Here is a 23188-nt window from a genome sequence, read left to right as displayed (position 1 = left end):
GTGTCCTGCTAGTTCGGCGGCATCGGATGCGTCGACCGACGAGTCGTTGTCAGCGCCTTCAACAACAAATTCGCCGCCAGTGCCACGCCGTCGTCGTGCTCGATCATCCAATGCCCCTCCGCGCCGGAAGCTGGCAACAGCTTGAAGCCCGCCCGGCCTCCGGCCGAATTGAAGGCCTCCGCGAGCCGACGCGAAAGCGCTGGTGGAAAGTAGCTGTCATTGGTCGCAACCAGCCACGTGACCGGAGCACGCGCGCCGAGTCCGAACACGCGGGCCGTATCGAGCAGGCGCGCCTCTGCACAGACGCGCCCTGGCACGTCGTCGGCATGGCCGCCACGGCCGGGTGCGAACACGATGATTGCCGAGACGATCTGCGGCGGCTGATCGGCGAGTGCCAGTGCGCCCCAGCCGCCGGCCGAATGGCCGATGACGACGGCGCCGCCCTTCGCCGCGAACGGCTGCTCGCGCATGTAGGCGAGCGCGCGCGAAATCTGCGCCGCCGTCGCGCGTCCTGCCTTCTCGTAGTCCGCGTCGGCGCAGCCGCCCTGGTCTTCGACATAGGGACCGCCGGTGCGGCCGTGCCCGAGCCGCTCCGGGACCAGCACGGCATAGCCCCGGCCGACCAGGAGACGCGCCAGCGCCGTGTAGGTGGGCTGCGGCAGCTGTGCCCGCCACAGCGGATTCTGCGTCGAGGCATGCGCGATCACCGCCAGCGGAAACGGTCCATCGCCAGCAGGCCGATAGAGGATCGCATGCGCGGGAATTTCTGGCTCGATCGACGGAATCAGCCATTGCTGCCGGCGCGCCGGCTCGGTTTCGGGCGACGCGGGACCGAACGGCTGTGCCGTTGCGCCGGCTGCTACTGACAGGACGACCAGCGCGAGCAACCATGAGACGCAGCGAAGCAGCACCATTCAGCCGAACGGGAAGATGTTGAGCCCGCGCCACACTAGCCGAGGCCGCGGCCCGTCGGATGCGATTTCTCGTTCGACGTATGAACGCGCGGTGACAGGGCACCGCCGACCCTCAACAATGTTGCGAAATTGTCCCTTTTCGGCACAGCTTTCCGCCACGGTGATGCCGAAAGTCCACAGGTTAACCGATCTTTAACGTGGCACCTTGAAGGCGGACCGCCGACTTGCTTTGATCCACTCATGAGCACAACCCTGATCGAAGTCCGTCCGGCCAAGGCTGCAGATGCGGCTGCGGTGGCGTCAGCCCATGATGAAGCCTGGCGTTCCGCCTACCAGGGGATCATCCCTGGCGCAGAGCTGGAGAAGCTGATCAACCGGCGCGGCCCCCAATGGTGGGACAGCGCGATCCGCAAAGGCAGCCGCGTCAGCGTGCTGGTGTTCAACGACAAGGTCGCAGGCTACGCGAATTACGGCCGCAATCGCGCCCGCAGCCTGCATTTTGACGGCGAAGTCTACGAGCTTTATCTGCGACCGGAATTTCAGGGGCTGGGGTTCGGTCGCCGGCTCTTTCAGTCCGCCAAGCGCGACCTCGCGCAGAGCGGCCTGAAGAGCATGGTGGTGTGGGCGTTGTCCGACAACGATCCCGCCACCGAGTTCTACCGCGCCTTGGGCGGCCGGATGGTCGCGCGGTCGTCGGAGCGCTTCGGGCCGAAGTCGCTCGACAAGGTTGCCTTTGCCTGGACCAACTGAGCCTGGACCGGCTGTGCTCTGGGCGCGTTAAGCGTTAACGCGCCGGTGAATTGAACTGAAAGTGTTGGCTTGAGGTAGCTGTTGCGCAGCCGCGTTTTTTTTGCGACTGCGAATGCCAGCGCTCATTCCTCGGGCGTCCGACCCTGAAACGTTCAAGTTCTACGGAGCATCCATGCGCATCGACGCCATCCCGATCGGGAAAGATCCGCCGCGCGAGGTCAACGTCGTCATCGAAGTGCCGGTCGGCGGCGAGCCGATCAAGTACGAGCTCGACAAGGAAGCCGGCACGCTGTTCGTCGACCGCTTCCTCTATACGGCGATGCGCTATCCCGGCAATTACGGCTTTATCCCGCACACGCTGTCCAATGACGGCGATCCCTGCGACGTGCTGGTCGCCAACACCCGCGCGATCGTGCCGGGCGCGGTGATGAGCGTGCGTCCGGTCGGCGTGCTGCTGATGGAGGACGAGGCCGGCGGCGACGAGAAGATCATCGCGGTGCCGTCCTCGAAGCTGACCCAGCGTTACGACAAGGTCCGCACCTACAGCGACCTGCCGGACATCACGCTGCAGCAGATCCAGCACTTCTACGAGCACTACAAGGATCTCGAGCCCGGCAAATGGGTGAAGGTGCTGCGCTGGGGCAATGCCGACGACGCCCACCAGCTGATCGCCGAGGGCATCGCGCGCGCCAAGGCGGCGAAGAAGTAAAATGATTGACGTCATCCCGGGGCAGCCGCGCAGCGGCTGAACCCGGAATCTCGAGATTCTCAGGTGCGCAACTGCGCACCTCAGCTCGATGCTGCGCATCGCCCCGGAATGACGGTGAGCTCAGACCGCCGGCTTCGGCAGCCCGGCAATGGCGCAGGCGGCGCGCAGCGTGTTCACCAGCAGGCAGGCCACGGTCATCTGGCCGACGCCGCCCGGCACCGGCGTGATCGCGCCGGCGACCTCCGACACCTCCGCATAGGCGACATCGCCGACCAGCCGCGTCTTGCCTTCGGCCGTCGGGATGCGGTTGATGCCGACGTCGATCACGGTCGCGCCCGGCTTGATCCAGTCGCGCTTCACCATCTCCGGGCGGCCGACGGCGGCGTAGACCAGATCGGCGCGCGCGGTCAGCGCCGGCAGGTCGCGCGAACGGGAATGCGCGATGGTCACCGTGGCGTTCTCGTTGAGCAGCAACTGCACCAGCGGACGGCCGACCAGGTTGGAGCGGCCGATCACGATCGCGTTCAGGCCCTCCAGCGAGGCGTGAATGGTCTTGCTGAGGATGATGCAGCCGAGCGGCGTGCATGGCGCCAGCGCCGGCTGCCCGCCCGCAAGGCGGCCGGCATTGTGCGGATGCAGCCCGTCGACGTCCTTGGCCGGATCGATGGCGTTGATCACGACCTCCGTCTCCAGCCCCTTCGGCAGCGGCAGTTGCACCAGGATGCCGTGCACGGCGGGATCGTGGTTGAGCTTGCCGATCAAGGCCAGCAGCGCGTCCTGCGACACGTCGGCCGGCAGTCTGTGCTCGAACGAGGCCATGCCGGCCGCCTGGGTCTGGGTGTGCTTGCTGCGGACATAGACCTCGGACGCCGGGTCGTTGCCGACCAGCACCACGGCCAGCCCTGGCGTCAGGCCATGTTCGCGCTTGACCCGCTCGACCTCACGGGCGACTTGCGCGCGCAGATCCGCCGCAATCACTTTTCCATCGATGATGCGCGCCGTCATGTCTGCTCTCTGCCTCGTCGTTCGCCGCTGGTCGCACGAGCGCGGCCCGCTCTAGGATTTCCCGGTCGGCTTATGGGCTGCAATGAGGTCGCGCAAGGCCTGATCGAGCCGGGCGGGATCGCCATCGATGGCAACCTGCTTCAGCCGCGAGGTGGTGCCCGAGGTGATTCGCACCGAGGCCTTGGTGACGCCGATCGCCTTGGCGAGCAGCTCGGTCACCGCGCGATTCGCCTCGCCGCCATCGGCGATGGCCCGGACGCGGACCTTGAGCACGCTGCGGCCGTCGGACAGCGTTTCGACGCCGTCAATCGCGTCGCGGCCGCCGCGCGGCGTGACGCGCAGCGCGACGGTGAGACCGTCAGCGGCGGCGCGCCAGGGAGGCGAGTCCATTCCTTGAGCCTACGGTACGAAAGGATAGACGTAGTCGGCCAGATACATCTGGAGGAGCATAAGCAAGAAGAACACGATGATCGGCGAAATATCGAGCCCCCCGAAATTCGGCAGGCGGCGTCTGATCGGGCCCAACACTGGCTCGGTGATTCGGTACAGGAATTCGGCGACACCCGCGACGAATTGATTGCGCGTGTTGACCACATTGAAGGCGATCAGCCACGACAGGATCGCCGAGGCAATCAACAGGTACATGTAAAGTGTGATGATCTGGATCAGAACGTAAATGATCGGCTTCATTCGGGGGACTTCTTGGGCCGGGGGGAGGGCTATTCGCTAGATATCGGTTCCCCCCGGCGCAAACAAGGGAAGCTGCCCGTCAAGGCTAACGGGCGATGTGACCGTTCTTGACTTGACCTCGGCACCCACTGTAAATGGCGCCCGATCTGCCGGCCGCCTTTTCCCAACATCGAAGCGGTCGTGTTACGGGGCCATAGCTCAGCTGGGAGAGCGCGTCGTTCGCAATGACGAGGTCGGCGGTTCGATCCCGCCTGGCTCCACCAACCTTCGCTCGCTTCGCGAGCTTCGGCTCGGCAAGCCGATTTCAACAATCCGATAGCGAAGCGAGCGAAGGTTGCCGCGCCATAGCCCGAAGGGCGGCGGCGGGCCGTCGTCCGCAGCCGCGCAAGTAGCCTGAAGGGCGAAGCGTGGTGCCCGGCGAAGCCCCTTGGCGAAGCCGGGCTGTTTCAGCATCGCCCAAGCCAATCCGCTCAAATCACCGGTCCTACTCCGCAGCCTCCGCCATCGCCGCCACCGGCTCGCGTGCCAGCCAGCCATCCAGAAAATGCGCCAGCCAGGCCCGCTCGGCGGCGTCATGCACGGCACGGCCCTCGAAATGATGGTGGCGCAGGCGGGCGCCGGGCGTGTCCAGCCGGGCATGGCCGCGGGTGGTCCAGCGGCACATCATCGCGTAGGTCACGTCGGGGTGGAACTGCAGCCCGGTGGCGTTCTGGTATTGATAGGCCTGGACCGGAAAATCGCCGCCCTCGGCGAGCAGCTCGGCGCCGTCGGGCAGGTCGAAGCCTTCGCGGTGCCAATGATAGACATGGTCGGGCCAATGCGGGCACAGCTTGCGTCCGGCCCGGGTCGGGCGGATCGGGTAATAGCCGATCTCGGCGCGCCCCTGCGGATGCGGCGCCACTGCGGCGCCGAGCTGGATCGCCAGCATCTGCGCGCCCAGGCAGATGCCCAGAAACGGACGCTGCTCCCGCAGCGGCACTTCGATCCAGTCGATCTCGCGGCGGACGAAATCATCCGGATCGTTCGCGCTCATCGGACCGCCGAAAATAACGGCACCCGAATGCCCATCGAGCGTCTCCGGCAGCGGATCGCCGAACCGCGGCCGGCGGATGTCGAGCGGATAGCCGCGGGCGCGCAGCGCATTGCCGACCCGGCCGGGGCTCGAGGTTTCCTGGTGCAGGATGATGAGGACCGGCCGATGCGGCGTAGCCGCCATGGCCGGCTTCGGATGGAGCTGCCGAACGTCCGCCTGGGGCCCGTTCGGATGGAACGAAGGGTCTTGCCTGAGCATCACCTGGCGATCATAGCTAAGCAAAGGTTAACGGCGCGTGAGCGAGCGCACATTGCAAAGCAAGGGCCGGGCCAGCGCGATCAGCTCCGCTTCAATTGCAGCCGCCCGACCGCATCGAGGATGAAGCCCCGCGGGAACCAGCGCAGCAGGAACGGCACGATCTTGATGCCGAGCCCGGGCAGCACCACGCGCTTGTCGGCCATCAGGCCGCGGTAGCCGGCCTCTGCCACCGCCTTGGGCGAGACGTTGAGGATCACCGAATCCACGCCCGGTTTGAACCCGGCGCGGTCCTGGAATTCCGACGGCACCGGACCGGGGCACAGCACGGTGACCCGGACGCCATGCGGTGCCATCTCCTTGCGCAGCGCCTCGGTGAACGAGATCACATAGGCCTTGGAGGCGTAATAGACCGCCATGCCGGGCCCCGGCAGGAACCCGGCCACCGAGCCCAGATTGAGAATGCCGCCCTTGTTGCGGATCAACTGCTCGGAAAAGCGCAGCGACAGCTCGGTCAGGGCGCGGACATTCACCGAGATCATGTCCAGCTGCTCGGCGCGGTCGAGCTGCACCGCCTTGCCGAACAGGCCGAAGCCGGCATTGTTGACCAGATATTCCAGCTCCACGCCGGCGGCGGCCAGCGCGGCCTCGATGGTCGCCCCGGCGTCGGCGGAGGTGAGATCACAGGGGATCACCAGCGGCGCCGGGCCGCCTTTGGCCGCGATCTCCTGCGCCAGCGCGGCGAGCCGGTCTTCGCGCCGGGCCGTCAATGCGAGCCGGTGCCCGTTCGCGGCAAACACGCGCGCCAATTCGCTGCCGATCCCGGCCGACGCACCCGTTACCAGCGTGACACGTTCACCCACAATCCTGCTCTTCGATCACAATCCACACATCATCCAATAGCGGCGGACGAGAGCATAGGCGGACGGGAACATGCAAGACGCTGCGATCGGCAGTCCTGCACCAGATTGCAGTAATAGTTTCGGATTCACATAGGTTTACATGCAGGGGCGAGGTCCGGAACAAAATTAAAGTTTGTTCATCTCCGGATCACGCCGGTTCCGGCCGAGACAGAGCGGTTCACGCGGGAGCGCCGGACTTGCGCGCCGCGACCCGGTGCTTGATGTCGATGCGGTCATGCGTGGAGATGCCGAGCAGCTCCGAGGCGCGCCAGACCACATTGTCCTCGAACTCGGTCACCTTGCCGTCGGCGAACACCAGCTCCCACATCATCTCGACGATGCGCAGGCGGCCGGCTTCATCGACCTCGCGCATGATCACGCTGGTGAAGCGATAGAGATCGACCGCTTCGCCCTCGGCCAGCATGGCCTGGGCGATCAGCCGGTCGGCGGAGCCGTGGTCGAGCCCGAAGCGCAGCTCGATCAGGCCGTGCAGCTTGCGCCGCTCGATCTCGCTCGGCTCGCCGTCCAGCGAGATCACGTGGATCAGCAGCGCGGTTGCCGCCAGCTGATAGCCGTTGTCGTCGAAGGCCGGGGTTTCGTGCGGCGAAACCACGTCGGCGATGAATTGGCGCAGTCCTTCGAGCATGGCGTCCTTCGCTGTTGGATCCCTTGGCGGCCGCAAGCCGGTCGGCAACTGCTCATTATATGCAAATGCCACGCGCCGCCGGCAATCCGCCGCGGCCTGCGCAGCGCATGACATTTCGGTAAGGCCTCAGGGGATTTCGTACACCATCATCCGGTCGGCGATGCCGCGCAGGGCCGCGTGCTTCTGGATCGGCGCGATCTTTGCGCTGCGCAGGATGTCGGCGACGCCCGGGCTCTCGATCACCGGCGCGGTGAGGTGGATCTCCTGCGCGGTCGACAGGCTCTGCACGCGGGCGGCGATGTTGACGGTCTGGCCGAAATAGTCCTGGCGGTCGTTCAGCATCACCGCGAGGCACGGCCCCTCATGGATGCCGATCTTGACCACGAGGTCCTCGGTGCCGCGCTCGGCATTCAGCCGCTGCATCGCCGCGCGCATGCGCAGGCCGGCGGTGAGCGCGTGTTCGGGCTTGATGAAGGTCGCCATCACGGCGTCGCCGATCGTCTTCACCACCGCGCCCTTCTCGGCGTTGATGATCTCCAGCAGCGCGCGGAAATGGGCGCGCACCAGGTCGAACGCCGCGAGATCGCCGACGCGTTCGTACAGCGCGGTCGAGCTCTTGAGGTCGGTGAACAGGAAGGTCAGCGAGGTGATCTTCAGCCGCTGGTCGATGTTGAGATTGTCGGCCTTGAACACGTCGCGGAAGGTCTGGTTGGACAGGATGCGCTTGGCGGTCAGGAACGGCCGGCGCTTGCCGAGGAGATGGTGGAGCGCATCGCCGGCGATGAACACCGTCGGCAGCGTCCGTACGCCGGCCTGATTGTCGAGCGCCAGCCGCAGCGGGCCTGGACGCAAGGTGACCGAACCGGTCGGAGGATGCGTCTTGTTGAACAGCAGCCCGAGTTGCTGGCGCTCCCTGGTCGGCTCGCCCTGAACGTCGATGAAATGCGCAGAATGCGTCACCGGCTCGAAGATGATGATGAAATCCGACGGGAGCTGCAGCGATAGCACCGCCTTCTCGCTGGCCGGCAGCTCGAGGGCATCGAGGGTCACTTGCTCGCTCAGCGAAGCAAAGGACTCCCGATCGAGGTCGATGCCGGAGCTCCAGAAGATCTGCTTGTAATACTCCCAGAGCGTCAGCGTGTTGGGATCGTGGGCTGCGATGCGCCTGACCTTGGAGGTCACGGTGAAGGCAACCTCGACCTGCTCGTCGACGGAGGGCTCGTAGCCGCACGCGCATAATCCGCAATGGTAATCGTCATGGCGGAGGGATTTCAGCGTGGCGTGCGCATCGAGCACGCCGCTGCAGCCGGGACACAGGACGTTCCAGGTGAGATCGAACAAGCCGATCCGTGCCGCATGGAGGAAGCCGGAGATGACCTGCTCCTCGTCGAGACCTGCGCGCGCGGAGAACTCGAGGGCGTTGATACGGTTGAGCTCGTGATCTTCGCCCGACTCGATCAGCCGTATGATCGCGTCGGCGACGGCCGGATGGGCGGTCTGCTTCAGAACCGAAAGCTGCGCCTGGATGTCGCTCATGCCCGGCTAAGATGGGACTTGGCAAACCCGCAAGCAAGTGCCGAGCGTGGCTGCCGCGTGGCGGTCAGACCTCCATCCTGGGCGTGATCTTGAACAGCGGCGACCGGTCCGGCTGCGTCGTCACCACGCCCACCGGCAGCACCGGCGCGCGGTCGACGAGCTCGATCCTGAAGGCGCCGACCAGCCGCGCCAGCGCCAGCACGGCTTCGACGAGCGCGAAATGCGCCCCGATGCAGACCCGCGCGCCGGCCCCGAACGGCAGATAGGCGAAGCGCTCCGGCGGCGGCGCGCCCGGCACGAATCGCTCGGGCTTGAAGGCGTTGGGGGCATCCCACAGCTTCTCGTGCCGGTGCAGCAGCCACGGCGAGATCAGCACGACGTCGCCGCGCTTCACGGGGAACGCGGCGATCCGGTCCGGGCCGCCGGCGGCGCGCGCGATCAGGAACGCGGGCGGATAGAGCCGCAATGTCTCGTCCAGCACGGCGCGCGTGAACGGTAGTTGATCGGGGTCGCTGAGATCGGTCGCGGCGCGCGCCTCCTGCGCCAGCCTGTCCTGATTGGCTGGATCCAGCGCGATCAGATACAGCGCCCAGAACAGTGCCGTTGCCGTGGTCTCATGGCCGGCGAGGATCATGGTCGCGACCTCGTCGGCGAGTTGTGCGTCGGTGAACGCCGCGCCGGTCTCGGGATCGCGTGCCGCGCCCATCAGGTCGAACAGGTCGCGCGGCGGTGCGTCCTCCAGCTTGCCGGCGGCGCGGCGCTCCGCCATCAGCATGGCGACGAAGGCGGTCCAGCGCTTGCGGAACCGCCGGCGCGCGACATCGCGCGGTGTCGGCCAGGACAGCGGCAGCACGATGTCGAGCAGATGCGGGCTGGCCAGCCGCGCGCCATATTCGTAGACGAAATCGCGCAGGGTGGCGCCGTGGCGGCCCATCTCGAACGAGAACATCGTGCGGCCGGCGATGTCGAGCGTCATGCGCTGCATGATCTCGCGCAGGTCGAGCGGCTGCCCGCACTGCTGCCTCAGCCTGGTGACGGTCTCGTCGCTCACCGCGACCATGTGCGGGATGAGGCCGGAAACGGCGCGCGGCGTGAAAGCCGGCGCGAGCGTCCGGCGCTGGTGCTTCCACGCCTTGCCTTCGGCGATCAGCAGCCCCTCGCCGAGCACCGGACGCAGCACGCGGATGGCGCCGACGGTGCGGCCGTAGTTCTCCCAATTGTCGACCAGCACGTGCTTGATCGTGTCGGGCGTATTGAGAATGTAGCTGGAGCTGCCGAAGAAGCGGCCGCGAATGATGTCGTCCTCATAGGCGCGCTGGCTCCAGGTCGCGATCGCGTTGTCGCCCATCATCAGCACGCGGCGCAGCGCGCCCATGCTGTCCGGCGCCCGCGGCGGTGTTGGCGGTATCAGCGGCAATCGTGCCTGCGGCAGATAATGGACGTCGGCGGTACTCATTCACGGCCTCTCGACGCTGTCACGAGCCTGGAACCATCGATCGGCTGCATTGCGACCAACCGAGCCCCCGGCTGCAGGCCGCGCCGGGCCGCCGCGCAGGGACGGTCTTCTGCCAGAGGTAACGCTGTCATCTCGCTCGCAATGCGAGAGGGAGAGCGCGATTCCGCGCTCTTCGAGGCTGTAACGTACCATCGTACTCCGATAACTAATTAGTCAGCTCGATCATCGCAATCCTGCTCTCAGATGCTGGCCAAAGACGGGCGGCGATGCGTTCCTCGTTGAACAGTCCAGTGACGCTGCGTCCGACGTCGCCCGCCGGCAGCCGCAATGTCGTTGCGGCATCGGTCGGTATTCCCTTCTGTATGTCGGCAGGTTCCTTGCCGTCGAGCAGCACGATGTCGCGGGGCAGGCCGAAATAGCCGCGCGGCCTGATCATGATGAGGATCGCTCCAGCGCCGGCATCGGCCTTGCCGAGCGGCCGCGCCGCGCGCAGATGCACGACGTCGGACGAACGCGGGAACGGCGAGCGGTAGAAATGCGTGATCGGCGCGCCCGGCGAAGTCAGCACGATCTCGAGATAGGACGTCGGATCGACCTCCGCGGGACCCCAGCGTCCGTCGGCGCCGGTCTGGCCGCGATACACCGGCTCGCCATTGCGTGCGCCGGTCTCGCTCGAGACGCGATAGACCTCCACGCTTGCGCCCGCCACCGGGCGATTGGTCGGCGCGCCGCCCGGCGTTGCCGTCACCAGGCCGCTGATCCGCACCTGCGGCTCCGGCTGGATCGCGATCTGCGTCGGCTCTCGGCCGGCGATGAACTTATAGATCTCCCGGAACGCGCGCGGATGGAACGCCACCTCGCGATGGTCGAGCGCGCCGATCACGAGATTGGTCGCGCCTTTCAGCGCCGGCCCCTCGGCGGTGATGCCGGTGGGCACGCCGGGCTTGCCGACCAGGCGGCCGTCGGCCTGGGCATATTTGTCGAGGCCGTCGCTGCGCAGCGTCAGGAAGGCGGTGCCCTCTGTCACCTCGCCGTCGCCGGCATTCAATCCGCGCAGGAACGGGCCGCGGCCGTTGAACTCGCTGCCGGGACTGTCCTCCCAATCGAACACGCCATGATTGGGCGTGCCGCACAGCACGGCATGGCTGACATCGGCGCCGCCGCCGTTCTTCACCACGTTGCGGATCGCGTTGCCGCCGCGCGAGCTGCCGACCAGCGCGATGCGCGCCGCCCCCGTGCGCTCCTTGAGGGCCTTGATCGCTTCGGTCAGCTCGCGGCGCTGATCCTCGGTCGACGAGCGGCTCGGCTGCGCCACGGAATCGTCGTTGCGCGCCAGCGGGTCGGTGAAGTCCAGCGCAGCGAGGCGCGTGCGCGGCACGCCGTCGGATTCCATCCGCCACAGCGTGGTCATCCATAGCGCCGCGTGATCGCCATTGCCGTGGACGAACAGCACCGGCGGCATCTCGCCGGCCGCGGCTGCCGCCGTTTGCGCGCGCGCTGGTAATGTCAGACCGCTCGTGAGCAGGGGCAAGGTTCCCACGCCCTTCAGAATGGTGCGGCGCGTCAGGTTCATCGGCGGTCTCCCTTTGGTCTTGTTGATGTCGTGTTCGTTGGCTGCGATCCATGATGCGAGCGCTCTGGGCACTGGACAGCGGCAGACATTCGCAGGCATCACATAGGTCCGGCCGGAATCAAGCGATAGTTCGATGCGACCTTATCGGAGGCGACCTGGCGACGTGGACGGACCCGCATGAATGCGCCGCAGAAACGTGAGTTGTTCGCGGCCGAGAGCATCGCCGCGCCGCTCCGGCACGCGGTGTTCCGCCGCATCTGGCTGGCGAGCCTGCTGTCGAACCTGGGCCTGCTGATCCAGGCGGTCGGCGCCGCCTGGGCGATGACGCAGATGACGTCGTCGGCCGACAAGGTGGCGCTGGTGCAGACCGCCTTGATGCTGCCGGTGATGTTCATCTCGATGCCCGCCGGCGCGATCGCCGACATGTACGACCGGCGCATCGTCGCGCTGGTCGCGCTCGCGGTGGCGCTCGGCGGCGCCACCACCCTGACGGTGCTGGCATGGTACGGGCTGGTGACGCCCGAGCGCCTGCTGGCGCTGTGCTTCGTCATCGGCAGCGGCATGGCGCTGATGGGGCCGGCCTGGCAATCCTCGGTCAGCGAGCAGGTGCCGCCGGAGACGCTGCCGGCCGCGGTCGCGCTGAACGGCATCAGCTACAACATCGCGCGCAGCTTCGGACCTGCGATCGGCGGCGTCGTGGTCGCGGCTGCCGGCGCGGTTGCGGCGTTCGCGGCCAATGCGCTGCTGTATCTGCCGCTGCTCGCGGCGCTGTTCCTGTGGCGGCGCGTGGTGGAGCCGAGCCGGCTGCCGCGCGAGCCGCTCAACCGTGCCATTGTCTCCGGCGTCCGCTACATCGTCCACTCGCCGTCGATCCGGATCGTGCTGATCCGCACGCTGGTCACTGGCATCATCGGCGGCTCGATCTCGGCGCTGATGCCGCTGGTCGCGCGCGACCTGCTGCATGGCGGCGCGCAGACCTACGGCATCATGCTCGGCGCCTTCGGCATGGGCGCGGTGGTCGGCGCGCTCAACATCGGCGAGATCAGGAAGCGGCTGTCGGGCGAGGCCGCGATCCGCACCTGCGCGCTCACCTTGGGCGCGGCCACCGCGGCCGTCGCGCTCAGCACCGCGCCGGTGCTGACGGCGGCGGCGCTCGTCATCGCCGGCGCGGTGTGGATGCTCGCGGTGGCGCTGTTCAACATCGGCGTGCAGTTGTCGGCGCCACGCTGGGTCGCGGGCCGCGCGCTGGCGGCATTCCAGGCGGCGATCTCCGGCGGCATCGCGATCGGCAGTTGGGGCTGGGGACGTCTCACCGACGCCGCCGGCGTCGAGGTCGCGCTGCTGGCGTCGGGAGCGCTGATGATGCTGTCGCCGCTGCTCGGCCTGTGGCTGCGGATGCCGCCGATCGGCGCCCGCAACGAGGACGGCGAGACCCTGGCCGATCCCGAGGTGCAGCTCGAGCTGACGCCGCGCTCGGGCCCGCTGGTGGTCGAGATCGAGTACCGCGTCGCCGAGGACAATGCCCGCGCCTTCCACGACCTGATGCAGGACGTGCAGCTCAGCCGCCAGCGCAACGGCGCCTATGGCTGGTCGATCGCGCGCGACATCGCCGATCCCGAATTGTGGACCGAGCGCTATCACTGTCCGACCTGGATCGACTATCTGCGTCAGCGCAACCGCTCGACGCGCGCCGAGCGCGAGCTGCACAAGCGCGCGATCGATTTCCACATCGGGGCCGACCCGGTGCGCATCCGCCGGATGCTCGAGCGTCCGTTCGGCTCGGTCCGCGCCAAGGAGGATATCGATCGCACCGCCGAGCAGGCGCCAGCCGTGGCGACCGGGGCTCGCAGCGGGCCTTAGTTGGGCGCTTACTGCCCGTGCTCGGTCAGCACCTTGTCGCAGGCCTTGGACAGCTTGGCGCGGTGTTCCTTGAGACAGGCCAGCACCGCCTGGTCGCCGTTGTTCATCACGGCGCGGCAATGCCGTGACACGTCGCGCGCGCACGCGTCCTGACCGGGCTGCTGCTGGGCCGAGGCGGTCGACGCGATCAGCACCAGGGGGATGATCAGTGTGAGTTTGTTCATGACTGGCGCCTCGCTCCCGGCATTGAAGGTTTGGCGGCGCTTTTAGTGCTCACAACCGGGCCTCGCAAGCGCCCCGGTCGCAGCCGGGGCGCGCAGGCGGGAGCCGGAAGCGTTCTCAATTGGCGTCGCCCGCCTCGGCGACCTTGCCGTTGCGCCTGGACAGCTCGCGGTCGAGCACGACGCGGCAGCCGGAGCTCAGCGACGAGCGGTTCTTGATCATGCAGGCGGTGATCGCCGGGATGTTAGGGATCTCGCTGCTGCACAGCCGGAAGGCGTCGCCGGTGCACATCTGCTGCGCCTCGGCGCTGAAGGCGAAGCTCGCGGTCGAGGACAAGGTCGAGACGGCGGCAAGGCCGACGACCGTCAGAACGGCCTTGCGCAGGAGATTGGTCGAATTCGTCATGGCTGGCTCCCATTGGCGCCGCATGTCGCGGGCCGCGTTTTCAATGCGCCCATCATGGTCCGATCCCGCTCGAGCAACCGTGATGCCGGTCACGCCAGATCCGGCGGCTCAACTCTGCCCGGCAGGTTCGGCAGGCCGATGGCCGCGGCGACATGTCGCTCCGGTCAACTGCCGGTCTCGCGCCGGCATCATCCTGGAAATCTTGGCTGATCCTGCCCGTGTTGGCACCGCGTTAAGGATTCGTTGGCACTAATGGAAGCTAATCGAAGCAGGCGGACAGCGTTGCGTCCGCCATCGAGTGTCTCGCGTTTTCGGGAAGAGTAACCATGCGTCATGCGTTAGGCTTGCTGCTGGCCACCGTCGTCGCGGCGTTGGCGATCACCGGTGTCTGGTACTACGTATCGAAGCCCAGCGCCGCCAAGGCCGCCGCGCAGAGCGCAGCGGCGAAGCCGTCCGAGCCGGCGCCGCCTCCGGCGCGCGTTGCCGCCAAGGCCAGCGCGAAGGATGATGTCGAGACCACCGGCACCATTCCCACGCGTACGGCCGCAAGCGTGCCGGCGCCGGTGCAGCCCAGATCGACCTGCGCCAATCCGGACGCGCTCGGCATCTCCCGCACCGTCATGGTCGACACGTCAGGTGGCCCCGGCTTCGGCCTCGACCACTTCAAGCAGTTCGACTTCCTCGCCGACCGCGAGGTGGTGCTGACCTTCGATGACGGCCCGTGGCCGGTCAACACGCCGGCGGTGCTGAAGGCGCTGGCCGACGAATGCACCACCGGCATCTTCTTCTCGATTGGCAAGCACGCGACCTATCATCCGGAGATCCTGCGTCAGGTGCTGGCCGCCGGTCACGTCGTCGGCGTGCATACCTGGTCGCACGCCAACCTGAACGGCAAGAAGATGACCGACGAGACCGCCAAGGAGGAGCTCGAGAAGGGTTTCAGCGCGGTCAAGTTCGCGCTCGGCACCAACCCGGCGCCGTTCTTCCGCTTCCCGCAGTTGCAGCACCGGCCGTCGGCGGTGGCCTATCTCGGCAGCCGCAACATCGCGATGTTCTCCTGCGACGTCGACAGCTTCGACTTCCGCTCCAAGGATCCCGACCAGGTCGTCAACACCGTGATGGCCGGGCTCGACAAGAAGGGCAAGGGCATCATCCTGATGCACGACTTCCAGAAGAACACCGCGCTCGCATTGCCGACCTTGCTGCGCCGGCTCAAGGCCGGCGGCTACAAGGTGGTCGCGATGAAGCCGAAGGGCACGCTCGACACGTTGCCGGAATATGACGCGATGATCGGCCAGGATCCGAAGCTGCCGACCACGATGACCAATGCGCGGCCGATCTCGAGCGTGATCCAGACCATCTCGCAGTGATCGCTGCATGACCTCTGCGCGCGAAAGGCCGGGCGTTCGCCCGGCCTTTTTCGTTTGTCTCTCTGTTGCCGGCCGCTCACCAATAGATGCCGTGGCGATGCAGCTCGCGGACGATGCGGGCTTCGGTCCAGCCCTTGCGGCGCGTCCGGTCCGAGCGCGCCGATGTCGATCGCCGCGATGATCGCTGCACCGAGCCCGGCTGCGGTGCCGGCGCCGCGGTGGCGGCGGGCTGCGGCGGCGACGGCACGGCGGCCGGGGCCGCTGGCGCAACCGGTGGCGCGGCGGGCGGGACGATGGGCTGGATTTGGGCCGCAACGGCCGGCACTGGCGCCGGGGTGACGGTGACCTCGCCGGCTTGCTGGACGTAGGTCGGACGCGGCGCCCGCGCGGCGGCGTCGTTCGACGACAGCGACAGGCTGCGTGTTCCCTCGGCCTGCGCGACGGTGGCGGAGGCGAGCACCATGGCTCCGATCAGGATCATCTTGCGCATCGAGTAAGCTCCCCTTTGTTGACTGCGGGAAGGTCTAGGCGCCGGCGTGGCCGCCCGATGTGACCGAGGTCACGCTCCGCGTTGCAGGCGCGAATGGAGCGCATGCCGGCACAGCGCAGTGCGGATCGGCGCAGCATCTTTCTCGAAACCTTTCCGGCGTCGCGGCGACGTCCGTTCAGGACGAGGGGAGCTCGGGACGAGCCCATCCGGAAATCCACCGGCCGCAGCCCTTGGACGGTGGGCACCGCGGCGATCCGGCACACCCGGCTGTGGCTACCAAATTACCGTCATGACGAGGTGCTCCCATGATGCCGGTGAGATGCTGGACTTGAGGTATGATTGTATGCCCATGTACTGTTCGTTGGTGCTGTTCAGAAGATTCGCCGAATCCGATAGGGAGAGCGATCGATTCGGAGGAAGGATGCGCGCATGCGCCGGGTGATCGTTGCAGTGTTCTTGGCGGCCGTGACCCTGCTGGCCGCCAGCGGGCAGGGCCGGGCGCAGTCCGGCGACGACAACGTCGAGGAGATCTACATCGCGCGGAGCGTGCGCCAGGGCCGTGTCGTGCCGTCGGATTTCTGCGCGCCGACCAAGACCGGCTTCGCGCCGGCGCTGGAGGATCAGCTATCGATCCGCTCCGTCGGGGTCCGGCCGGCTGACGGCCGCATGACCGAGACCGGCGACAAGAGCATTGGCGAGATGCGGGTCTGTATCGGTCAGGCGATGGATCCGACCCTGCTCGGCACCTACACCGAAGGCCAGCTCAACGGCATCGCATTCACCGGCATCGGCGACTGCCGGCTGGTGCGCGGCAATCTGCCGGAGGACGGCCTGCTCACCCACCGCTGCTTCCTGGCGCTGTCGGGCTTGCCGGAGCCGTATGTCGGCGGCTTCCTGGTCTCCAGCTCGCTGTATTCGAAGACGCCGTTCGGCACGGAAAGCTCGCCCCCGGGCTACGCCCAGGCCGGCATCCTGATCATCCGCCTCTGGAAGAAGCGGCTGCCCTGAGGCAGCCGCCTTCGATCGCCGTCCCGACCGGCGCTCAGGCCGGCGAGAAGGTCTGCACGAAGGCGCGCACGGTCGCGGACACCTTGTCCTCCGAGACGTGCCAGGCGGCGCCGTCGTCGGCGGCGAAGAAGCTCGACGCGTTCGAGCCGGCCCAGCGGAATACCTCGAACGACGGCCAGTACCAGATGTCCGCGAGGTTCGAATTGTTGACGACCTCGTGCGCGACCAGCCGCATCGTGCTCTTCGACAGGCAGTCGGCCTGCACCACCGATTCATATTCGAACGAGGTCAACAGCGGCACCGGCGACACGGTGACGATCACCTTGATGTCCGGCCGGATGCTGCGGATGAACTCGATCAGGTAGAGGACGTTGTCGACGTTCTCCTGCACGCTGGCGGTGCGGAACTTGTACTTCTCCGCCAGCGCCCGCGAGTTCAGCGCGGTCGGCCGCGGCAGCACGAAGGCGCCGGTCTCGCGGTCGAAGAACGCCGCGGCGACGCCGAGCGTCAGGATGAACACGTCGGCCTGCTTGATGACCGCCAGCGTATTCTCCGGGCTCGATCCCGGCGGCAGCAGCTCGACGATGCGCTCGCGGATCTCCGGATCGATCTTGGCGCCGCGCAGCCAGTCGACGAACACGCGGTTGGCGAAGGTCGTGTTGATGTACTCCGAGATCTCCATGTGGTGGCTGTTGTAGCCGCTGTCATTGAGGCTCTTGGAGAGGTTGCGCGCGAAGCACGAGCCCATGGTGAAGAAGCGCGTGCTCTTGTCGAGAAACTTTGGCGCGGCGGCGAGGTTCACGGCGATGTGGCTGGTGATCAGCGTCTGCAGGTCGCCGAGGAAGTCCTTGGTCTCCGGATAGCGGCCAACCTTGGCGCGGCCTGCCTTGGCGTCCTTGACCTTGCCCTTCTTGGCGTTGGTGCGCGAAAGCTCCAGCGTCTCGCGGTTGAGCGGGTTGTCGTAGGCCGGGTTCAGCTTGATCGCCTTTTCGAGCGCGGCGACAGCCTCCTCGAACTCGTTGTTCTGGGTCAGGATCTCGCTGAGCGAGAAATAGTCGGCGGCCTCGTTGGAGGCTGCCGCGAGCTTGCGGAACAGCTCCATCGAGCGCGTGAAGGGGCCGACATGGCTGCAGCGCACGGCCGCGCTGCGGATCAGGTGCAGATTGCCTTCGGTGGCCTGCTCGAAGATCTCGGGGTTCTCGTCGAGGATCGCCAGCATCATGTCGCGCGCCTCGGCGCGCTTCTTGTGCGAGCCGTCGTCGATCAGCTGCGCATAGATGAAGCGCGCGTTGATGTCCTTGGGGTCGAGCTCGAGCAGCTTCTGGAACGCGAGCTGCGCGCTGACGAAATCCTTGTCCTCGATATATTTGTAGGCGAGCGTCCGGATCTGGCCGACGATCGCTTGAAACTGGGTGTGGCTGTCGAGGGCAGTGGTGCTCATGTCGCGGGGTCGCCTTTGTCTCGCGTTGCGTCTTCGGCCGTTGGTCCGGTGCCGCTGCGGCTGCCAGAGCCGCGCGTCGTCGCGTCAGGCCGAATTGTCACGCGCGCACGCATCGCAGACCGCGAACGGGACATCTCGACCATGACTTTGGATACTGATCGCCACCGGCGGGGCCGCTGGCGTACGCCCGAGCGCAGCCGACATTTGCGGAATTCGAACGAACAAAACGCCGTATCGCCGCCTGCTGCCAGTGCGGGTATTTCTCCCGCGGCTCGCGCCTGACGATGGCGCGATTTGGGTTAAGCAATTCTTAACCGCGGTTTAGCGAGTTTGAACGTGGCGGAGACGAAGGACTAAACGCCGCCGGAGGTTCCTCCCGCGGCGTTATAGGTTGTTTAGGCCCAGTCAGTCGTTGCGGCGAACTTGGGCAAGGAGTTTCTGCGTTTCACGCCCGCTCAGATACGGGCCCGGCGGTGGCAAGGTCTCGCTCCGCGCGGCAGCAACGGTGTTGAACTTGGCCCCCGTGGCAATCTCCGCGACGCGCCCGCTGTTGACGCCAAACCAAGCAGCTACATCGTGCTGCCGGTCTCCACGTCTAAGCATCCCCTTGACGATGGCAGCATCTGCGGCGTTCAGGCTTATGCCACTGGCCCCTGCGCGGTGCCGCATCAGACCACCTCCACCTTCGGAAGAAGCTGACGGATCTTGGAGATCAGCACACGGCGACCGGCGCTGGAGCTATATGAGCCTGCGGCCCCCTTCGGGGCAGTTCGCCAGAAGTCGACGCCCAGGACCGGCGAACCAAGTCCGTCTTGCGCTTCGCCCTGAAGGGTTTGAATGGGCTCGGACATGATCTCGGCGTAGGTGGTCGCATCTACGACCGACTTCCCCTCATTCCTGGCAATCTCGATCACGTCAACAAGGATAGCGTGAAGAACGATCACGCCGACGCCCTTCTGAACAACGAACTCGTTTGGCTCGTCGAACGCCGGACGCATGACCTCGCGCAATCCTGTCCAATACGCTTCGATAAGCTGCTGCTGCTGCGCAAAGCTGAGGCGGCTAAAGAATGAGGAACTGAGCAACGGCTTCAGCGAGGTGACCATCGAAGCCGAGGGCATGGTGGTGTGCAGTTTCTCCATGGCTGCCAGCCTAATGCGCCCACGCCACACCGAGCTATTTTCGGCGAGAGCCTCCACCAACTTCTCGGCCAACACCTGCCAGTCCCTTCCCTTTTCTTCCAGCCGCTCCAGCATCTTGGGATCCTTATCCGAGAGCTTACGCAGCAGGGCGAACGCGAGATCGGTGCGTACCGACTTGGCACGCGAGTTCACCACGTAGAACTGCTCCATCTCCTCCTGTTCGGTAGCACCCACCATGCAGATGAACGGGATGAGAAAGTCAGCCCAATTACCCGTGGGATCCTCTTCCATCAGCTTTTTGAAGGCGGCCACGCGATGCTGCCCGTCCACAACGTGGAACAACTTGCTCGTCGCGGCGCTGTCGCGGAGAAAGGACAGGCGCAGAGTGTGGTCACGCAAAGCCTGCTTGGCCTCGCGGTTGCGGAGATTGAGGAGGATCGCCGTGGGCAGATCGACGCGCTTCTTCTTGAGGTCAAGAACCAACTCGTTGACGCGGTTTTCCTGTAAGGGGCGCTGATAGCCCTGACCCGACTTGGCGTTGTAGGTCGGAATGTCATAGTTGTTCGGGATCAGCGCTCCGGCAGGCATATAGCCCGCCACCACCGGAACACCGGTGCGGAGCTTCTGGCCTTCAACGATCGGAATTGCCGACGGCAGGTTGTACACGGGGGGCACTTCGGTAACCCTGCTCATGTTCGTGTATTCCTGTTCAAGCTGATTGGTGGTAAACATAATCAGTTCTCCTGCTCGCTCGCAGCGATGGGTTGGACGTTCGGGCTCCCCCGGTTGCCGCCGGGGGGGCCCGTTTGCTTTGTGCGGCGTTTCGCCACCACCTCATCCTGGACGAGTGCGGGTGTAGTGTCAAGGATCCTGATCTGAGATCCTGGAGATGGATCTTCACTCTCGACCTTTCTACTGGATCCTGCCCTAGAGCCGGCGGCGTGCCGCCGCAGTGGAGCAGCGCAGGCCAACAATTCTGATTACCAGAAATTTCGTTGACAGGTGCCCCAAATCAGTGGTTTGATCCCGCCATCCCGCCCGCACTGAGAGGGGCGTATCGCGATCGTCACGGGACGTTGCGGCGGGGAGCGGTGGCCGCGGGGCGACGCAGCATCTCCTGGAGGTGCGGACGAACGTCGTGCTGCGGACGGTCAAGCCGTGTGGTCCCGACACCCCGATGCTGGTGTCTTGGTCGGCGACGATGCCGATGACGGGGGCAAGCAAGCCCGGTCCCCTGGGAGAGCACGGAGCAGCCGTTCAAACCATTGCGCAGGGAAGGCCGGGTTGTTTCCGGCTGAGCCTGTGGTTCCTGCCCCGTGCATTTTCTTCGCACGGGGGCCGCGGGTGCCAGTCGGCACTCGGCCTTCCCTGCGCCCTCTCATTCAAGAGGACGCCAGATTGCAGCAGAGCTCGGGCCGAACTGGCCGCGAGGTTGCGGTGGCATGCGCGTGAGCAAGGCTGCTGATAGAGGCGGGCTGTTTGACAGGGTTGATCGGATCAGAACGCGGGGCTTAGGGCGAGCACCGGGGGTTCAAACGCCCGCCCGGCTTCGCCAAGGGGCTACGCCGGGCAAGAGGCTTCGCCGGGCACGCTTCGCCCTTCGAGCACTAGCGCGGCTGCGCCACGCGTAGCCCGAAGGGCGAAGCGTGGTGCCGCAAGAGGGACTCGAACCCCCGACCCCGTCATTACGAATGACGTGCTCTACCAGCTGAGCTATTGCGGCGAACCATAGCGGCGAGCGCCCGGCACGGACCGGACGACGCGGACGCGCTCCTGATATCGGGCGGACGGCCCGTTGGCAAGGACAACGCGCGCCGCCGCGGCCCGGAATCGAACCGGTGTGGCCGGGAACAGCCGGACGGCCTGACGGCCCTCAGCCGCCGAACCGCGACCAGAACCCGCGCCAGCCGCCGGCCTGGGCCTTGGGTGCGATCTGCTCGGCGAACTCGTCGCGGGGCTGGTCCTCGTCGTCGACGCCGGGATCGTCGGGTGGCCGGATGATCGGGACGATCGCCTGGATCGGCGTCTCCGCCGGCCTCGCGAGATCGTTGCGGGTGCGGAACAACGGCGTCGGCGCGCTCGCTGCGGTCTCGGCCGGCTTGGCGGCGACCGCGTCCGGCTCGGCCTCTGTTTCCGGCTCCGCTTCGGTCTCGGCGGGACCTGCCGCCTGCAACGGCGGCGCGGGCTCGGCGGCGACGGCCGAGGCCTCGATGAGTTTGCTGTCCTCAGCCGTGTCCACAGGGATATCCACCGGCTTGTCGACAGACTTGTCCACCGCCTCCTCGACCGGTTGGTCGGCCTGCTCGGGCTCTGCCGCCGCCGCCGGCCGCGGCGGCTCGTTGTCCTGAACGGCCGGCGTGATCACCACGGCCTCGCTCGAGGGCTCGGTTGGCCGTTCGACCGCGGCTTCGACCGGGGCCGGCCGAACCGGCGGGGCCAGCACGGCCTCGGCGAAGGCCGAGCTTTCGATCACGCTGTGGCGCTCCGAGGGCAGGCTCGCCACCGGCGTCTGCCACTGGAAAGCATCGAGCCGGCCGGTGACCGGCGAGATCGGCTGCCAGCGGTCGCTGACATAACCATCCGCGGTCCAGGCCGGGTCGTGGCGGGCCCGCACCGCGCGCAGCGCCCATTCCCGCGCCTTGCCGGCGTCGCCGTGCTCGGTGCGCTCCAGCTCGGCCATCAGCATCGCGACGCGCTGAGTCGGATCCTCCGTGAACGGCGCCAGCGCCTCGCGGGCGCGGCCGAACTCGGCGGCGTCGATCGCCGCACGCGCCACCGCCAGCGCGCCCTCGACATGGCCGGGCGTGCGCGCGGCCAGGTTCTCCACCCGCGTCAGCCGCTGGGTTGCGGAATCGCCGAGCCGCACATGGGCGTAGGCGTCGGCGAGCTCCGGATGCGGGCCGGCGGCCCAGGCCGCCTCGATGATCTTCATCGCGCGCCGCACCTGATGCGCCTCGCTCTCGAACTTCGCCGCCAGTACCGCGGCCGGCACCAGGGTGGGCGCCAGCTTCACCGCCTCCATCGCGCTCGTGCGCGACAGGTCGCGATCCGCGGTCTCCAGCGCCAGCGCGCGCGCCGTCAGCAGCACGCCGCGCTGGTGGCGGTAGGTCGGCTTGTCGATCATCCCCGCGGTGTAGTTGCTGTCGAGGATCGCCAGCGCACCGTCCCAGTCGGCCTCGGCGCAGCGGAAGCCGAGCACGGCATGCGAGGCCCAGGTGGCGTTGGGCGCCAGCTTGAGCGCCTCGTCGGCGATCATGACGGCGGCATAGGCGTCGTCGGCGCGCTGCGCCTCGATGAACAGGCCGCGCAGGCCGAGCAGGCGGGTATCGTGGCGTTCGGCCATGGCGCGGAAGGCGCGCCGGGCGCCGTCGCGGTCGCCTTCGAGCTGCGCCGCCTGGGCGTGCAGGAGAAGCGTCAGCGGATCATCGCCGGCGAGCCGCCTGGCGGTGTCGGCGTGCTGGCGCGCCGCGGTCGAATCGCCATGGCCGATCGCGAGCAGGCCGTGGGTGATGGCGTGCCGGCCGCGCTGATGCCGGCGGGCGCGATGCGCCTTGCGGATCCGGCCGGGCGCCCGCAGCAGCGCGCTGATCAGGTTCCAGACCAGCACGCAGGCGGCGATGGTCAGGCCGAGCGCAAGCACGAACACCGGCAAGGTCATGGCGATCCGCCACGGACCCCAATTCAAGACGACGTCGCCGGTCTGCTCGGCGACCCAGGCCGAGCCCGCCGCGGCGAGCCCGACCAGGATGAGGAAAATGACGATCCGGAACATGTGCGTCCT

The 23188-nt window shown here is 66.9% G+C and carries 21 protein-coding genes and 2 tRNA genes; 6 read left to right on the top strand and 17 right to left on the bottom strand.

Annotation, left to right across the window (positions count from 1 at the left end):
• Positions 1–8 precede the first annotated feature (8 nt).
• A complete protein-coding gene (locus ACQR1H_RS19860; RefSeq protein ID WP_316180190.1) occupies positions 9–914 on the bottom strand; it encodes a dienelactone hydrolase family protein in 906 nt (301 codons plus the stop codon).
• Between the two features lie 240 nt (positions 915–1154).
• On the opposite strand from ACQR1H_RS19860, the gene ACQR1H_RS19855 reads away from it, so the two are divergent.
• A complete protein-coding gene (locus tag ACQR1H_RS19855; RefSeq protein ID WP_006611902.1) occupies positions 1155–1664 on the top strand; it encodes a GNAT family N-acetyltransferase in 510 nt (169 codons plus the stop codon).
• Between the two features lie 172 nt (positions 1665–1836).
• Positions 1837–2373: an inorganic diphosphatase gene (gene ppa, locus ACQR1H_RS19850; protein WP_011923519.1), complete on the top strand. Its 537-nt coding sequence runs from the start codon at positions 1837–1839 to the stop codon at positions 2371–2373.
• 120 nt (positions 2374–2493) lie between these two features.
• Here the strand turns inward: ppa and folD are convergent, their stop codons facing one another.
• The 3 genes from folD to ACQR1H_RS19835 are packed head-to-tail and all read right to left on the bottom strand — an operon-like array spanning position 2494 to position 4068.
• A complete protein-coding gene (gene folD / locus ACQR1H_RS19845; RefSeq protein WP_434908069.1) occupies positions 2494–3378 on the bottom strand; it encodes a bifunctional methylenetetrahydrofolate dehydrogenase/methenyltetrahydrofolate cyclohydrolase FolD in 885 nt (294 codons plus the stop codon).
• 51 nt (positions 3379–3429) lie between these two features.
• The gene (locus tag ACQR1H_RS19840; RefSeq protein WP_434908068.1) at positions 3430–3768 is read right to left on the bottom strand and encodes a DUF167 domain-containing protein; all 339 of its coding nucleotides are present in this window, start codon (positions 3766–3768) and stop codon (positions 3430–3432) included.
• 9 nt (positions 3769–3777) lie between these two features.
• Positions 3778–4068 (bottom strand): YggT family protein, encoded by a 291-nt coding sequence (locus tag ACQR1H_RS19835; protein ID WP_316180194.1) that lies wholly within the window; start codon positions 4066–4068, stop codon positions 3778–3780.
• Between the two features lie 187 nt (positions 4069–4255).
• Here ACQR1H_RS19835 and ACQR1H_RS19830 point away from each other — a divergent pair.
• Positions 4256–4331 (top strand) — tRNA-Ala (locus tag ACQR1H_RS19830).
• Between the two features lie 221 nt (positions 4332–4552).
• Here ACQR1H_RS19830 and ACQR1H_RS19825 read toward each other — a convergent pair.
• The 6 genes from ACQR1H_RS19825 to ACQR1H_RS19800 all read right to left on the bottom strand — a co-directional run bounded on the left by ACQR1H_RS19825 (position 4553) and on the right by ACQR1H_RS19800 (position 11469).
• A complete protein-coding gene (locus tag ACQR1H_RS19825) occupies positions 4553–5359 on the bottom strand; it encodes a glutamine amidotransferase (protein ID WP_434908067.1) in 807 nt (268 codons plus the stop codon).
• An 80-nt stretch (positions 5360–5439) separates the two neighbouring features.
• Positions 5440–6219, bottom strand: coding sequence for an SDR family NAD(P)-dependent oxidoreductase (locus tag ACQR1H_RS19820; RefSeq protein WP_315800818.1), 780 nt, complete (start codon positions 6217–6219; stop codon positions 5440–5442).
• Between the two features lie 217 nt (positions 6220–6436).
• Entirely contained in the window at positions 6437–6904 is a 468-nt protein-coding gene (locus ACQR1H_RS19815; protein WP_315800817.1) for a TerB family tellurite resistance protein, read from the bottom strand.
• Positions 6905–7030: 126 nt separating this feature from the next.
• Positions 7031–8440: an adenylate/guanylate cyclase domain-containing protein gene (locus ACQR1H_RS19810; RefSeq protein ID WP_434908066.1), complete on the bottom strand. Its 1410-nt coding sequence runs from the start codon at positions 8438–8440 to the stop codon at positions 7031–7033.
• 64 nt (positions 8441–8504) lie between these two features.
• Entirely contained in the window at positions 8505–9896 is a 1392-nt protein-coding gene (locus tag ACQR1H_RS19805; RefSeq protein WP_315800815.1) for a cytochrome P450, read from the bottom strand.
• Between the two features lie 205 nt (positions 9897–10101).
• On the bottom strand, positions 10102–11469 hold the full coding sequence (locus ACQR1H_RS19800; RefSeq protein WP_434908065.1) for a hydrolase: 1368 nt from the start codon (positions 11467–11469) through the stop codon (positions 10102–10104).
• 177 nt (positions 11470–11646) lie between these two features.
• On the opposite strand from ACQR1H_RS19800, the gene ACQR1H_RS19795 reads away from it, so the two are divergent.
• Positions 11647–13329, top strand: coding sequence for an MFS transporter (locus ACQR1H_RS19795; RefSeq protein WP_434887975.1), 1683 nt, complete (start codon positions 11647–11649; stop codon positions 13327–13329).
• Between the two features lie 8 nt (positions 13330–13337).
• On the opposite strand, the gene ACQR1H_RS19790 is transcribed toward ACQR1H_RS19795, so the two are convergent.
• Together ACQR1H_RS19790 and ACQR1H_RS19785 are read right to left on the bottom strand one after the other, a co-directional pair.
• Entirely contained in the window at positions 13338–13553 is a 216-nt protein-coding gene (locus ACQR1H_RS19790; RefSeq protein WP_315800812.1) for a cysteine rich repeat-containing protein, read from the bottom strand.
• 115 nt (positions 13554–13668) lie between these two features.
• Entirely contained in the window at positions 13669–13956 is a 288-nt protein-coding gene (locus tag ACQR1H_RS19785; protein ID WP_434887976.1) for a hypothetical protein, read from the bottom strand.
• Between the two features lie 326 nt (positions 13957–14282).
• On the opposite strand from ACQR1H_RS19785, the gene ACQR1H_RS19780 reads away from it, so the two are divergent.
• Positions 14283–15326 carry a polysaccharide deacetylase family protein gene (locus ACQR1H_RS19780; protein ID WP_316180203.1) on the top strand — a complete coding sequence of 348 codons (1044 nt, stop codon included), beginning with the start codon at positions 14283–14285 and terminating at the stop codon, positions 15324–15326.
• 76 nt (positions 15327–15402) lie between these two features.
• Here the strand turns inward: ACQR1H_RS19780 and ACQR1H_RS19775 are convergent, their stop codons facing one another.
• A complete protein-coding gene (locus tag ACQR1H_RS19775) occupies positions 15403–15816 on the bottom strand; it encodes a hypothetical protein (RefSeq protein WP_316180204.1) in 414 nt (137 codons plus the stop codon).
• Positions 15817–16245: 429 nt separating this feature from the next.
• On the opposite strand from ACQR1H_RS19775, the gene ACQR1H_RS19770 reads away from it, so the two are divergent.
• On the top strand, positions 16246–16824 hold the full coding sequence (locus tag ACQR1H_RS19770) for a hypothetical protein (protein WP_316180206.1): 579 nt from the start codon (positions 16246–16248) through the stop codon (positions 16822–16824).
• A 34-nt stretch (positions 16825–16858) separates the two neighbouring features.
• Here ACQR1H_RS19770 and ACQR1H_RS19765 read toward each other — a convergent pair whose 3' ends face one another.
• The 4 genes from ACQR1H_RS19765 to ACQR1H_RS19750 form a co-directional block, all read right to left on the bottom strand.
• Complete coding sequence (locus tag ACQR1H_RS19765) at positions 16859–18265, bottom strand: GSCFA domain-containing protein (protein ID WP_434908064.1); 1407 nt, start codon at positions 18263–18265, stop codon at positions 16859–16861.
• Between the two features lie 668 nt (positions 18266–18933).
• Positions 18934–20139: a DGQHR domain-containing protein gene (locus ACQR1H_RS19760; RefSeq protein WP_316215472.1), complete on the bottom strand. Its 1206-nt coding sequence runs from the start codon at positions 20137–20139 to the stop codon at positions 18934–18936.
• Positions 20140–21054: 915 nt separating this feature from the next.
• A tRNA-Thr gene (locus tag ACQR1H_RS19755) sits at positions 21055–21130 on the bottom strand.
• 150 nt (positions 21131–21280) lie between these two features.
• Positions 21281–23179 carry a heme biosynthesis protein HemY gene (locus tag ACQR1H_RS19750; protein WP_434908063.1) on the bottom strand — a complete coding sequence of 633 codons (1899 nt, stop codon included), beginning with the start codon at positions 23177–23179 and terminating at the stop codon, positions 21281–21283.
• Between the last annotated feature and the right edge of the window lie 9 nt (positions 23180–23188).

Origin of the sequence: Bradyrhizobium sp. HKCCYLRH2015 (genome assembly GCF_051168215.1) — a bacterium.
GTDB lineage: Bacteria > Pseudomonadota > Alphaproteobacteria > Rhizobiales > Xanthobacteraceae > Bradyrhizobium.
The sequence above is the reverse complement of the archived record's forward strand: the minus strand, read 5'-3'. Positions and strand labels throughout refer to the sequence as shown.